Origin of the sequence: Mesoflavibacter sp. CH_XMU1404-2, from assembly GCF_037029465.1 — a bacterium.
Classification (GTDB): domain Bacteria; phylum Bacteroidota; class Bacteroidia; order Flavobacteriales; family Flavobacteriaceae; genus Mesoflavibacter.
Genome location: NZ_JAYMEM010000009.1, coordinates 133,933 through 148,234 on the forward strand (window position 1 = coordinate 133,933; position 14,302 = coordinate 148,234).

Sequence of the window (14,302 nt, forward strand, 5' to 3'; positions counted from 1 at the left end):
TGGTAAATATAATATAATATAACAATTGATTTTTGGTTACTTTTATAGGGACTAAAATAAAAGTATGAGTAAGCAAAAAAAAGGAGAACCATTTAAGATACCTATTAAAGGATCATTAGGCATCTTAGCTTTAGGAGATATAGGTGTTAGAGCTTGGCGAGAGGTAAGAAAAGTAAATAATTTAAAATCTTCTAATGAAAAAAAATAAGGTCTTACTTATAGGTTGGGATGCAGCAGATTGGAAAATTATTGGACCATTAATGGCTAAAGGACAAATGCCTGCCTTAAAAAAAATAATTGATAATGGTGTTTATGGTAATATGAGTACTATGAATCCACCATATTCTCCAATGTTATGGACGACTGTTGCAACAGGAAAAACACCAGATAAACACGGAATTTTAGGTTTTTTAGAGGTTATGCCAGATTTAAAAGGCGTAAGACCTGTAACAGTTAACTCAAGAAAATCAAGAGCTTTATGGAATATTTTTCATAACCAAGGTCTTAAAAGTAATTTAGTAGGTTGGTGGCCAAGTTTTCCAGCAGAACCCATAGATGGTGTAGTGGTTTCTGATAAATTTCAGAAGGTTAGTAAAGACCCAAAAATGAAAAACCCTATACTTAAAGGAACCATTCATCCTGAAAGTTTGGTTAAGGAAATAAAAGACTTAAGACTGTTTCCTTATGAGTTGACAGAAGCACACATACTTCCTTTTATACCTAATGCAGGTCAGATTGATCAAGAAAAAGATAAGTCTCTGGAAACCTTTGCAAAGATAATGGCAGAAAACGTTTCTGTTCATAATGCTGCAACAAATGTTATGCGTACTACAGAATGGGATTTTATGGCAATTTATTATGATTTAGTAGATCATTTTTGTCATGCCTTTATGAAGTTTCATCCACCTAAATTAAAGCAAATTCCAAATCATTTGTTCGAACTATATAAAGACTGTGTTAATAGCGCATACCGTTTTCAGGATATGATGTTGGAAAGAACTATGGAGTTGGTAGATGAAGACACTACGGTTATCATTATGTCAGATCACGGATACGAATCTGGTAATAAAAGAATTTTGAACATGCCTAAATACCAAGCAGCTCCAGCTTTAGAGCACAGACAATTTGGTATTTTTGTGGCTAAGGGACCAAATATTAAAGCTAATGAAAAAGTCTTTGGTTTAAGTCTAGTAGATATAGCTCCAACAATTTTAAACATGTATGATTTACCAATTGGTAAAGATATGGATGGTAAAGTGGCTTTAGATATTTTTAAAGAAATAAACCCACCTAAGTTTATTGATACTTGGGAGACAGTTAAAGGTGATTTTGCTGAGTTAGAAGTAAATAAAGAAGATGGTGTGTTAGACGATGAGCAAACCATGAAACAGCTTATTGAGTTAGGTTATATAGAGAAACCTGATGATAATATCGAAACTTCAATTTTAAAGGTTAAATGTGATTTAAAACATAATTTAGCTAGAGTGTATATTGGTAAACAAGACTATCAAAACGCTAAGTCAATTTTATTAGAGTTAATAAAAGAAAAAGATCCAGTAGATATCATTCCTTATTACATGGATTTACTTTCAATTAGCTTAAATGAAGAAGAGTATGATTTAGCAGAAATCTATTTAAATGAACTAAGGACACGAGATAAAAAGTTTAGTATAAATACTTATTTCTCTGAGGCAAAAATTCTTCTAAGTAAAAACAAAGTAAATGAAGCTTTAAGTGTTTTGACAAAAGCAAAAGAAGCAAAACCTAATGGAGAAGTTTGGTTTCAAATAGGTAAAATATATATGCGTTTAGATAAATATGAAGATGCAAACCATGCATTTGAAAACGCTTTAAAATTTGAAGTTGAAAACGCAAAGTATCACCAAGCTATTGCTGTTAGTTTTTTAAGATTAAACAACCCTGAAGAAGCTGTAGATCATGCTTTAACAGCAATAGAATTAGTTAAATATTTTTCTAATGCTCATTATACTTTAGGAGAAGCATTAGAAAAATTAGGAGATTTAGATAATGCTAAAATAGCTTATGAAACAGCAATGAAGCTAAAGCCTAGAGCTCATCACAGAGCAGAAAAAGCATTAGAAAATATTGAAGAAAAGAAAGAAGACCTATTACAATTAAAAGATAAAAAAACTGGTGTTTTTAGAGAAAATCAAATAGTTATTGTTTCTGGTTTACCAAGATCGGGCACATCACTAATGATGCAAATGCTTGATAAAGGAGGATTAATTACATTAACAGATGATAATCGTAAAGCAGATGTTTCTAACCCTAAGGGTTATTTAGAATATGATCCAGTTATGAGTCTTCATAAAGACAATACTTGGTTGCATAAAGCTCAAAATAAATCAGTAAAAATAGTAGCGCCATTACTAAAGTTTTTAGATCCAAAGTATAGATATAAAATCATTTTTATGAATAGAAATATAAATGAAGTTATTAAATCTCAGCAAAAAATGATAGGCAAAGATCCAGAAGTATTACCAACTAAATTATATAATGGATATACTAAACTATTAAATCAAGTAGAAGTTTGGAAAGAAAAAGAACCAAGTGTAGAGCTTATTTATGTAGATTATAAAGATGCTTTGTATAATACAGAAGAAGTATCAAATAATATTAAAAACTTTTTAGGTTTAAAACTAGATTTAGAATCTATGCGAAGCTGTGTAGATAGAAGTTTATACAGAAATAGAGAATAAAAAAAGCGGTGATTTATCACCGCTTTTTTTATTCTCTATTTCTGAATTACAATGCTACTTTCTTTCTGATTACAGCATTTGTATTTTGGTCTGTTAACTCAAGAATGTAAACACCAGAAGCAATGTTATTTGCTTCAATAACATGTTCTGAGTTTTCAGTAGTTCCATTCATTACCAACTTACCGGCCATATTAAAAACATTATAGTTAGTTGCATTAGGTAAATTGTAAAGACCTATAGTTTGATTTAAAGCAACAATTTTAACTTGATTTTGTGCTTCAAAACCTTCAACACTTAAAGATTGCTGTCCTGCTAAAATGCTTGATCCTGGTGTATCATGGTAAGCATAATCTTTAATTGTCCAACTTGAGCCACTACCACCAACATCTAATCTAATCCAGCCATAATGTATACCAGACCCAGCAATATTAAATCTTAATCCAAGGTAGCCATCTGTGGTATTACACCAGTTTCCAAAAGAGCAACCATAATAATTTAAAGACATAGCTCCATTAGAAAAACTATTATTAAACCAAGATCCTGCACCAGAAGAGATAACGTCATTATTAGAAAGAGCAAAAGGATAAGCGTAAGTTGCTCCACCACTACCTAAAGCTTCGTTACTTGCTGTTAAAGGTTGTAAATACAAATTACTATAATAAGAACTAATTTGTGCATGTATTCTAAAATCATTTGTACCATTATTGTCAATGTCTAATAGGTATTCACTTCCACCTGTACCACTAAAGTCAGGATCAACATCGGTATAAATAATAGATTGTCCACTTGCATCAGCAACACCAATTATAGACGCGGTCAAAGCACCATACGAAGCTAATTTTTTTGATAAATTTAGAGATGTAGTTTTTTTCATAAGCTAGTTAAGTTAATAGTGATTAATAATTAAAAGTAAACAAATTTTTAGTTCATCAAAATAGTTTATGTGTTAAAAAGTTTCTTTTTTGTAGAATTAATATTTTAAGAGAGTTAAAAATTAATTTACTTTAAATTGTTTTAATAGTTAATGATAAAACTTTAAAAAATACGTCATCTATCGTATAGTTTTTAGTCTTCTTTAAACCTAGTTTTGTTTTAAACCATAATTATATTTAAAATGAAACATTTACTATTAATCTTAACCTGCTTTATTTCTTTTCAAACAATTTCTCAAACCAAGCTATTAAAAGATGTGTCAAGTACTAAGCAAATGTCTGTAGAAGTGACGACACTTTTTAAGCAAAATAGAATAAATGAAGCTTTTCAAAAACTAACGCCATACTGGCCAATACCGCAAAACGAGATAGAAACTTTAAAAGAAAAAATTATAAAATACACTAATATAATTAGTACTCGTTTTGGAGCACCATTTAATTATTTAAAAGTAAAAGATGAAAGTATAGGAGATATTGCTAAACGCGAAACCTACTTAATCCAATACGAAAATACAGGCGTACGACTAATATTTACTTATTATAAGAACAAAAATGGTTGGATTGTAAATGCCTTTAAATGGGACGATAATTTTACTGAAGAGTTTGTAACCACTAAATAATTTAAGATGAAATATATATTAGCTAGTTTAATTTTACTTTTTGTAGTAAGCGCAAATTCACAAACCATAGATTGGCAAAATGCACCACTTAATCCAGCTGCAGAATATTATACACTTAATCATTACAATTTAAATGGCACTTTAAAGCAATTTTATAAAATTGATTTTGTTGAAAAATTATTTTACTTAGATTTTAATAAAGATGGTTATTTAACTCAAAAGCTAACATCTGCAGCAGGTAAAGCCTTTAAAAATAAGACAGAATATATATATTCAAGTCCAGGAAAAATTGAAACTATAAAAGAATATTCAATAGACAGTAAAGGAGAAATTAAATATCCTAGAGAATATTATGTAGTATATAATCAAGATGGTTTAATTTCAAAAAAAATAAGCAGAGAAAACAACTACACGACTCAGTTTAACTACGATAATTATAAACGATTAGTGTCCATTAAGACTATTAATCCAGATGGTAGTCCAAATGATTTTAGAACATTTAAATACAATCAACAAGGACAATTAATTGAAGAAACAAGTAAAAGTAATTTAGGTACTGAAAAAGTTTATAAACTTAACTATACCAAATTAGATAATGATATTTTAGAAGTCGAAATTAACTTATTTAAAGATGGAGAGCCTATGGGAAAAGGTTTTTCGGCAAAAGGATCATTAACTAGAGGAGAAGTACATGTGTTTTACAGAAACCCTGATCATTTAAAATTTTCTGCTAATGGTTATCAAGCATATAAAAAAAGCGCAATAACCACGCGTTATGACCAATTTGGAAATCTAAGAGAACGATATTCTAAAATAATAGATAAAAATATGGACCAAGTAGAAATAACTTACTATAACGGTATAGAAAGTAAAATACAAGAAAATACAGTTACAGATACTGGTTGTGTATCTGGAGACTGCAATAATGGCTACGGACAATATAAACTAGATAATATGACTGTAACAGGTTTTTTTGAGAATGGTAAAGCCAACGGTTTTGCAAATCAAATTTTTAGTAATGGTGATAATTATTCAGGTAATTTCACAAATGGTGAAAGAGATGGGTATGGTATATACACATGGAAATCTACTAATTCTATGTATTATGGAGAGTGGAAAAATAATAAAATAAATGGTTATGGTTATTTAACTAAAGACAATATAACTTCAGAAGCAGGTATATATCAAGATGGTAAATTAATAACAAATTTAGGTCAAGATTATTTAAATAAAAAAATAAGCAATTCATGCACTGGTAATTGTAAAGATGGTTTTGGATCTATTACATACAATAATCAAGATTCTTATATAGGCTTTTTTAAAGGTAGTAAGCCATATAAAGCAGGAGTAAGAAGATGGAAAGCTACTAATACTTTTTATGCAGGTCAGTTTGATTTAAATGGAGAGCCAACAGGAATCGGTCATGTTTCAAATTCAGATTACATTTATTTTGGGAAGTTTAATAATGCTGAAGTTGTGGGCAAAGCTGTAAAAATAAATAGAAGTACAGGTGATGTAGAACAAATTAATGCTCCACAACCATCAACTTCATCAAAAAGTATTACAACAAGTAACTCTAATTCAGGTTGCGTTTCTGGAGACTGTAATAATGGTTATGGAGAATATAAAACAGATACTTATACGTTAAAAGCCATATTTAAAAACGGAAAAGTAAACGGTTACGGGTTTCAAAATTTTATAAAAGAATCAGGGTACTACGAAGGTAATTTTGTAAATGGACTTAGAGAAGGTTATGGCTTTTATAAATGGCAAAACACTGGCAGCATGTACATTGGTCAATGGAAACAAGGCAAGCAGCATGGTTATGGCTATTATGCTAAGGATAATAAAGTTACAGAAGCAGGTTATTATCAAAACGGAAAACTAACTACTAATTTGTTAACCCAAGATTTTATAAATAATAAAAAAGTAAATTATTGCTCAGGAAACTGTAAAGATGGTTTCGGTATGTATTTTTATTCTAATGGTGATATTTATTTTGGGTTTTTCTCAAATAGCAAGAGACATCATATAGGAAGTTATATATGGAAAAGTGGAAATGTTTACATAGGTGAATATTATAACGGTAAAGCCAATGGTTTAGGGGACGAAAACTATAAACTAGAAGATACAAGATATTTCGGATCTTTTACAAATGGAAAAAGGGATGGTTTTGGTGTATATTTTAATAAAACTAAAAATGTTGATAGTTATGGTATCTGGTCTAACGGTATTTTAAAAGACAAGTATTAATTAATTTTATAAAACATTTATCTTATTGAATGGTAGATTAAAATAATAGATTCAGTCAATTTTTCAAACCTATTATAGAAATACAATTTTCTTAGTTTTTTATTTAATTTAATAAAAACAAACTCATATTTTATGAAAAACAATCCACTACGCCTAAAATTAGTTGTCTTGCTAATTTTCTGTTTAAAAACTATCGGGACACCTGCTCAAAATAGATTAAACGAAGGATTAAATCAGGAAGGTATTTTTCAGGAATATTACCTTTTAAGTAATAAAAAATTAGAAGAGTTTAAAGAACTAAAACGACTTTCATGGTCTGCTTACAGTAAGTTAGTTAACAATAACACTATAAGAGTTGATGGAGAGTATTTAGCTTTTAAAAAAAATAAGAAGAATTATGATGAGATTACTTTTATTTTGGGAGGTAGATGGCTTACTACATCAGGTAAGCTCTATATAGATAAAAATAAATCTTATGGAGAAGGTCTTAAAACACCAAGATACTCAAGTGTAGCTATTAAGCCTACTTCAGATATTCGTTACAAAAGTAATGGTCAACTGTTTGCTAGCATAGAAGATATTGAAGGGTTTATTATTAAACCTGAAGGTAATTTATATTATGAAGATGGTAGTGTCCTTTATAGTGAAGAATTAGACGAGTCTGGTCAATACAACAGCATAACCATTAAAAGACCTAATGGCGAATATGATTTATTATTAAATGCTATAATACCAAAAAGTCCTGGTTTATCTTTCTATAATTCAATATACCCTTCATACCCATACACTAGCTCTTACTATATTTCACCAATGGCTAAAGAGACCTCTATAATTAATTTTGAAAATGGTCACAAATATATAGGTTTTTCTACGCTTGGCACTTATGATGCGCGTGGTAAAGGGCTATTTACAGGCTTTATGCCTACACTATTTATGGAGTATGGTAATGGAGGCGTGTTTTTTTTAGAAAAACCATGGTCAGAAACACCGTACCAATGGGCTTTGGTTGTTGATGGCGAAGTAGAAATGACTATACCCGCAAATGAATCTGATAAACCACAAATAGATAGTCTACTTAATAACTTGTCTGTTAAGATGAATTATTATCCTAATTCTGACTTGTTAAACAAAAAAGAAGAAAGCAAAACTATATATTGGCCTACAATGGATGGTTATCTTCATAGTAAAGACACTACAAATCTTAATGGTTATGGCATCAAATTTCATACAACCGATTCTATTTTTAAAGGAGATCATTCATATCTAGAAGTAGGCACTTTTAAAGACGGGAAATTACACGGAATGGGTTATAAGGTAAATATAACCAGACTCTATAATGATCAATATTCAAGTTACCCAAGAAACCAAGATGAAGATTATCAAGCGTTTGCTGCTAGGGTAAAAGGTGCTGCAGGCGTTTTTGATAACGGCATATTAGTAGAAGGGCGAGAATTAAATATTGATAATGCAAGAAAAACATATATAAATGGTAATCGATGGAAACATATACCGGTTGAAGGTTTTGCCTACATGGACCTTCACGAACCACTTAGTCATAAAAAAAGTGTTTATCATGGTGAGATACCTTTTACAGAAGTTTTTACTTACAATTCTTATATCTATATAAGCAAAATTAACCGTCGAGTAAAAGTTTTAGAAGTAAATACATCAAAAAAAGCCATTAAAGTTATGGGAGACTATAATAAACCTGTATGGATAGATAAAAACTCAGGACCTATATATGTTTTTTATTCAACAAAAACATCTACTACCAGCTTTTGCCCCAAAACCATTACTCGAAAAAAGTATAAAGAAATTGATGTAAATAAGTCTATCCCTCGAAATACAACAACTGTTAGAAAGGTTGATGGAGCCATAGTTGATTATTATTATATCACTCGCAAAAGCGACCCAATAAAGTACACCGTTAAAGAAACAGTTTTCGATCGTTATGAGACGGTTACTTGCCCTGTTTGTAATGGTAAAGGAATAATAAATATCCCAGCAAATGTCACTGGTAATAGACAATTAACATTTTAAATTAATACTCCTAACATACCCATTCTTATGAAAACACTTAAAAATATATTTTACTTGTTTACTTTAATCTTAAGCGTAAATGTTTATTCACAACAAGAAAAAACAAATTCACCTTACGATAAACTTTCTAAAGTTAACAAAGGCAATAAATTACTTTCTGCAGAAGCCGAAGCATTTATTGATTCCTTTAACAACAATCAAGATAATGTTGCGCAATATGTTACCGAAATGGGGAAATCGTTCAATAAATATAAGGTGCCTTCATATGTACAAAATGAAAAATTATTATACGTTATAAATGAACTCTATACTGTTAATCCATATCTGGTTTTTAGAATTTTAATGGTTGCTAATAAGGACGCTATGAATTATGTTTTAAACAATATATCCTCTGATATAAAAATGTCAATAGAATTAAATGCAAAGAGACATTTAAATAAACAAAAGCAAATGGATAATGCTAATAAAAACAATTAAAATAAATACAAATTACTTTTAATTTAATATTCTATACAATTCATAAAACAGAAATCTAAATTAAATGACATCTCAAAATTTATATGAAGTCAAACCGCTATCATTACAAGATAGAAAAAAGCTTAAGCGTCAATATGTATATATTATAGTATTTGGTGTTTTTGCTGGTGCTATTTTTTTCTTCATTTATAATTTTGTGTTGTCAACAGGTCAAATGGGAAATATTCCTGTTTTTATTTTTACAGCTTTCGCCCTAATTTTTGCACTATTTATATCTTATTTTTTTTGGAGTACTTATCTTGATTTAAAAAAAGGTATAAAACATTGCTATACTGGCATTGTCACCGATAAGAGAATAAATAAACACACGTCTTCTTCTGCACGACATAATAGTGGTGGATCTCATAGAAATGGTTCTTCACGTAAAAATACGCAAACACATTATTACATTACAATAGAGAATAAACAACACAGTGTTAACTATAAACAGTTTTCTCAGGTAAAAATTAATGAAAAAGTTTACCTAGAAGTTAGTCCTAAAAAAAAGGAAGTTTTAGCATTTAATGTTTTAGAAAAAAATACAGAAACAATAGAGTCGTATAATTCAATAATAAGAAAGCAAAATTTTGATAATTTAGAAAAATCTCTTCCTATGAGAGAAAAGGACATTGAATTAGTCAAAAAAATATTCTTCAAAAAAATAAGAAAAAACCTAATATATCTAATACCAATTACAGTCTTACTATTTATACTTTGGAAAGGTCTTTTTATATTTCTAATACCATTAATTTTTGCGTTTGTGTACTATTCAATTAAAGTATTAATTCAAATTAATCAATACGCAAAGTTTAAACGAAATGGGTATTTAAAAACAATAAATAGGGTTGAGGTCATAGATAAGCTAAAGACAACTTCAAACAGACACTCTACAGCTTTTCAAATAAAAACTAGTAACGGTGTTTTTAATGTGTCAGAGCATATTTACAATCAAGTACAAGCGCCTCAAAACGTACTTTTACACAAAGCTTCTTTTGTTAATATATTGTACGACGTTAGTATAGATGAATTAAACAATTAAAAAAATCTTTCATAATATTTCAATAAAATATAAAATCATATGAATAGCTCTTCTTCTATTTTAGAAAAACCATTAAAATATTATTCTCAATGGGATTTTTTAGTGTTTACATTGCTTACAGCACTATCTGTTTGGAGCGGACAAACGACCGTGTTTTATGTGATTTTATTTTTCTGGTGGAATGAATTTATTAGAATAATTATTGATAGAATTTTTTTCAAAAGAAATAAAAACGCTGTACTAGCCAGCAATAATACAACGTCCATTTTTGGTTCTATTATACAAATGGGAGTTTATTTTATTTTTATTGTTGTCTTTTTTGGGTTTATGGCAAATTGGAATAATGATGTGCTCATTTTTACCAATATGAAAGTGCTATTCTTTAGAAATTGGTTTTTTAATATCAATCTTTTATTTGTGGTTGTAGAGCGTATTTTGCTACACATAAAACAAACACCAGTTAAAGTCAGTTTTGGATCTTTTACACCAAACATGTTGGTGCTTCATGTATCTATTATTTTAGGGGTTATTCTTATGCTTTTTATTGTGCGTAACTTCCCAGAAACATTTACTCCAACTAATTTACTTGGTTCTGTACTTATTATTTTTCCGTTTTTAATGATAAGAGCTCTTGCTTTATATCTTAGAATACGATATAAATAAAAATGAGGCATGATTTAATAAACCATGCCTCATTTTTATAATGTGGATAATTATTAATTAGACTCATTTTGCGCGTCTTGTATCATTTTTTCATTAGGTAGAATAGCAATATTAACTCTTCTGTTTTTTGCACGTCCTTCAGCTGTACTGTTATCATGCATTGGTTGGGTTTCTCCAAACCAATTTGTTGTTAATCTCGTGCTGCTAATTCCATTGCTAGTTAAGTAATTAGTTACTGCATACGCACGGTTTTTAGAAAGTGTCATGTTATAATCTTCAGATCCAACACTATCTGTATGACCAACAACTAGTAAGTTAGTATCTGGATATTCTTTAAATACACCTATTAATTTATTAAGTGTTTGTTGTGATGCACTATTAATATTGTATTTGTCTGTAGCAAAATAAACACCACTATTTTCGTCAAAAGTAACTACAATTCCGTTGTCAACACGTTCTACCTGTGCTCCTGGTATTTCTTCTTCAATTTTTTGTGCTTGTTTGTCCATTTTTGCACCAATTAATACACCTGCAGTACCACCTACAACTCCACCAATAACAGCACCAAGTTCTCCATTTCCACCTTTACCTACATTGTTTCCAATTATAGCTCCTACTACAGCGCCACTTGTAGCACCAATAACGCCACCTTTTTGTTTATTATTTGCGTTTTTTACTGCATTACAATTGGTTAAGCCAATACACATCAAAACGGTAAGGCTAAATATTTCTAGTTTATTCATTATATTTTTCATGGTTGTTAATTTTAAAGTTTAGTAAAGTTCATAGTAATTACAAATGGTTGTCCGTCTAGTCTAACGGTTTGTTTCCATTGCATGTTAGTGTCAGATAATTGAGAAAGATTAACTCTGTAACCTTGGTTGTTTTCTGAATTATGTTTCTCGTCAGTTGGTTTTAATAAGAAATCATATAATCCCATTTCTGGACTTACTTCTTGTATGGTAAACACAAAGTTTCTTTCGCCAGACATACATCCAGTCGAGTTTATTGTATAGACTCCAGTATTGTTATTTGGAATAAATTGCCAAGTACTACCTTCAAAACAAGATTTTGAAGCATCGTTGAAAAGTGTAACGTTAAAAGTACCTGTTTGGTTGTAAGTAATTGAGTTTAATACCCAATCGCCTTTAATGACTTTTTTAGATTCTCTTACGGTTTTTGGTGTTCCACAAGAGATAATACTTAAAGTCACTAATAATAAAATTAGTCGTTTCATAGTAATGGTTTTTGGTTTGTAACTATTATAAATTACGAAAACCATCACCTTTTAGACGACTAATTAAGACAAGTTTATCATATGACTAAAACAAAACAAACACCTACTTAAGGTAGATGTTTGTTGAGGTTTTTAAGTTTTTAACTGAAATTATTTTTAACAGTTGTTAACTAATCTGTAATCCATTTTTAACCGTGGTATCAGGATTTACAAACACTAATTTGCCTTCTGCTGTTTCGGTCATTAAAATCATACCTTCACTTTCTACACCACGTAAAGCTCTTGGTGCTAGGTTAACTAAAACCGTTACTTGTTTACCAACAACTTCTTCTGCAGTAAAACTCTCGGCAATACCAGAAACAATAGTGCGTACATCAATGCCTGTATCTACTTTTAAAACCAGTAATTTTTTGGCTTTTGGCATTTTTTCAGCTTCAATTATAGTTCCAACGCGCAAATCTAACTTTGTAAAATCGTCAAAAGTAATAGTGTCTTTTTGTGGTTCTACTTTTTTGTTTGCAGCTTCGTTAGCTTTTTTACTAGCTTCTAATTTATCTAATTGTGCTTGAATTTCTGAGTCTTCAATTTTATTAAATAGCAATTCGCTTTTACCTATTTTGTGATTAGCTGGTAATAAAACGTCTTTGGTTGAAATGTCACTCCAAGTTTGCGCTTCGACAAGCTCAGCGTGACAAAGAATGTTTTTCAATTTAGTTGAAGTAAATGGTAAAAATGGTTCTGATAATGTGGCTAAAGCACTAGCAATTTGTAATGCTACATACATGATGGTTTGTGTACGTGCTTCATCAGTTTTTACTAACTTCCAAGGTTCTTCGTCTGCAAGATATTTATTACCAAGTCGTGCTAAATTCATAAGTTCTTGACTTGCTTCTCTAAAACGGTAACGTTCTAAAGAGCTTTCAATAACCGCAGGATAGGCTTTTACAGCAGCTAACGTCTCTTCATCTATTGCTGTAAATGTTGAAGGCGTTGGCACAATACCATTATAATATTTGTTAGTTAAAACGACAACACGGTTAATAAAGTTACCAAAAATAGCAACAAGTTCGTTGTTGTTTCTGGCTTGAAAATCTTTCCATGTAAAATCGTTATCCTTGGTTTCTGGTGCGTTAGCGGTTAAAGTGTAGCGCAAAACATCTTGTTTACCAGGAAAATCTTTTAGGTATTCTGGTAACCAAACTGCCCAATTTTTTGAGGTTGATAATTTATTGCCTTCTAAATTTAAAAATTCGTTAGCAGGTACATTGTCCGGTAAAATGTAGCTACCTTCTGCTTTTAACATAGACGGGAAAATAATACAGTGAAACACAATATTATCTTTACCAATAAAGTGAACTAATTTAGTGTCTTGGTCTTTCCAATATGGTTCCCAATCTTTTCCTTCGCGTTCTGCCCATTCTTTAGTAGAAGAGATGTAACCAATTGGCGCATCAAACCAAACGTAAAGTACTTTCCCTTCACCACCTTCTACAGGAACAGGAATTCCCCAATCTAAATCACGTGTTACTGCACGCGGACGTAAACCATCGTCTATCCAAGATTTTACTTGTCCATACACGTTTGGTTTCCAGTCTTTTTTATGACCTTTTAAAATCCATTCGCGTAAAAAGTTTTCGTGTTTATTTAATGGTAAAAACCAGTGCTTTGTTTCTTTTAAAGTTGGTGTATTGCCTGTTATTGCAGATTTTGGATTGATTAAATCTGTGGCGTTGTGCGATGTACCGCATTTTTCGCATTGATCACCATAACTTTCTTCGTTACCACATTTTGGACAAGTTCCAATCACAAAACGATCGGCTAAAAATTGTTTAGCCTCTTCGTCGTATAATTGCTCTGTAACTTCTTCTACAAATTCGTTTTTATCGTATAAGGTTTTGAAAAATTCTGAAGCGGTATCATGATGAATTTTCGCCGATGTACGTGAGTAATTATCAAAGCTAATACCAAATTCTTCAAAAGAATCTTTAATAATTTTATGATATCTGTCTACAATTTCTTGTGGTGTAACACCTTCATTTTTTGCTTTTATAGTAATTGGTACACCATGCTCGTCACTTCCGCAGATAAAAGCAACATCGTTACCGGTTAGACGCTTATAACGTGCATAAATATCTGCTGGAACATAAACACCAGCTAAATGCCCAATATGAATAGGACCGTTAGTATAAGGTAAAGCAGCAGTAATTGTATATCTTTTTGACATCTTAAAATCTTTTTGAAGCCGTAAAAATACACATTTTAAGGGCGATTTAGAAAAAAAA

12 protein-coding genes are annotated in these 14,302 nt (G+C 30.4%); 8 read left to right on the plus strand and 4 right to left on the minus strand.

Annotated features, from left to right (window positions below):
* Positions 1-64: 64 nt before the first annotated feature.
* Together WA327_RS06570 and WA327_RS06575 are read left to right on the plus strand one after the other, a co-directional pair.
* Positions 65-208 carry a hypothetical protein gene (locus WA327_RS06570; protein WP_336067852.1) on the plus strand — a complete coding sequence of 48 codons (144 nt, stop codon included), beginning with the start codon at positions 65-67 and terminating at the stop codon, positions 206-208.
* The gene (locus tag WA327_RS06575) at positions 195-2,720 is read left to right on the plus strand and encodes an alkaline phosphatase family protein (RefSeq protein WP_336067854.1); all 2,526 of its coding nucleotides are present in this window, start codon (positions 195-197) and stop codon (positions 2,718-2,720) included. Before WA327_RS06570 ends, WA327_RS06575 begins: the two co-directional genes overlap by 14 nt.
* A gap of 46 nt (positions 2,721-2,766) precedes the next feature.
* Here the strand turns inward: WA327_RS06575 and WA327_RS06580 are convergent, their stop codons facing one another.
* Entirely contained in the window at positions 2,767-3,594 is an 828-nt protein-coding gene (locus WA327_RS06580) for a T9SS type A sorting domain-containing protein (RefSeq protein WP_336067856.1), read from the minus strand.
* A 240-nt stretch (positions 3,595-3,834) separates the two neighbouring features.
* Here WA327_RS06580 and WA327_RS06585 point away from each other — a divergent pair, with 240 nt between their 5' ends.
* From WA327_RS06585 to WA327_RS06610, 6 genes are all read left to right on the plus strand, one after another.
* Positions 3,835-4,272 (plus strand): hypothetical protein, encoded by a 438-nt coding sequence (locus WA327_RS06585; RefSeq protein ID WP_336067859.1) that lies wholly within the window; start codon positions 3,835-3,837, stop codon positions 4,270-4,272.
* 6 nt (positions 4,273-4,278) lie between these two features.
* Positions 4,279-6,525 (plus strand): hypothetical protein, encoded by a 2,247-nt coding sequence (locus tag WA327_RS06590; protein WP_336067862.1) that lies wholly within the window; start codon positions 4,279-4,281, stop codon positions 6,523-6,525.
* Positions 6,526-6,657: 132 nt separating this feature from the next.
* Positions 6,658-8,565, plus strand: a complete 1,908-nt coding sequence (locus WA327_RS06595; protein ID WP_336067865.1) for a hypothetical protein — start codon at positions 6,658-6,660, stop codon at positions 8,563-8,565.
* Between the two features lie 27 nt (positions 8,566-8,592).
* The gene (locus WA327_RS06600) at positions 8,593-9,042 is read left to right on the plus strand and encodes a hypothetical protein (protein ID WP_336067868.1); all 450 of its coding nucleotides are present in this window, start codon (positions 8,593-8,595) and stop codon (positions 9,040-9,042) included.
* A 64-nt stretch (positions 9,043-9,106) separates the two neighbouring features.
* Entirely contained in the window at positions 9,107-10,120 is a 1,014-nt protein-coding gene (locus tag WA327_RS06605) for a hypothetical protein (protein WP_336067872.1), read from the plus strand.
* Positions 10,121-10,159: 39 nt separating this feature from the next.
* The gene (locus WA327_RS06610) at positions 10,160-10,783 is read left to right on the plus strand and encodes a hypothetical protein (protein WP_336067874.1); all 624 of its coding nucleotides are present in this window, start codon (positions 10,160-10,162) and stop codon (positions 10,781-10,783) included.
* A 53-nt stretch (positions 10,784-10,836) separates the two neighbouring features.
* Here WA327_RS06610 and WA327_RS06615 read toward each other — a convergent pair whose 3' ends face one another.
* The 3 genes from WA327_RS06615 to metG all read right to left on the minus strand — a co-directional run bounded on the left by WA327_RS06615 (position 10,837) and on the right by metG (position 14,244).
* Positions 10,837-11,538 carry an OmpA family protein gene (locus WA327_RS06615; RefSeq protein ID WP_336067876.1) on the minus strand — a complete coding sequence of 234 codons (702 nt, stop codon included), beginning with the start codon at positions 11,536-11,538 and terminating at the stop codon, positions 10,837-10,839.
* A gap of 11 nt (positions 11,539-11,549) precedes the next feature.
* Positions 11,550-12,020: a lipocalin gene (locus WA327_RS06620; protein WP_336067878.1), complete on the minus strand. Its 471-nt coding sequence runs from the start codon at positions 12,018-12,020 to the stop codon at positions 11,550-11,552.
* 166 nt (positions 12,021-12,186) lie between these two features.
* Positions 12,187-14,244, minus strand: coding sequence for a methionine--tRNA ligase (gene metG, locus WA327_RS06625; RefSeq protein ID WP_336067881.1), 2,058 nt, complete (start codon positions 14,242-14,244; stop codon positions 12,187-12,189).
* Between the last annotated feature and the right edge of the window lie 58 nt (positions 14,245-14,302).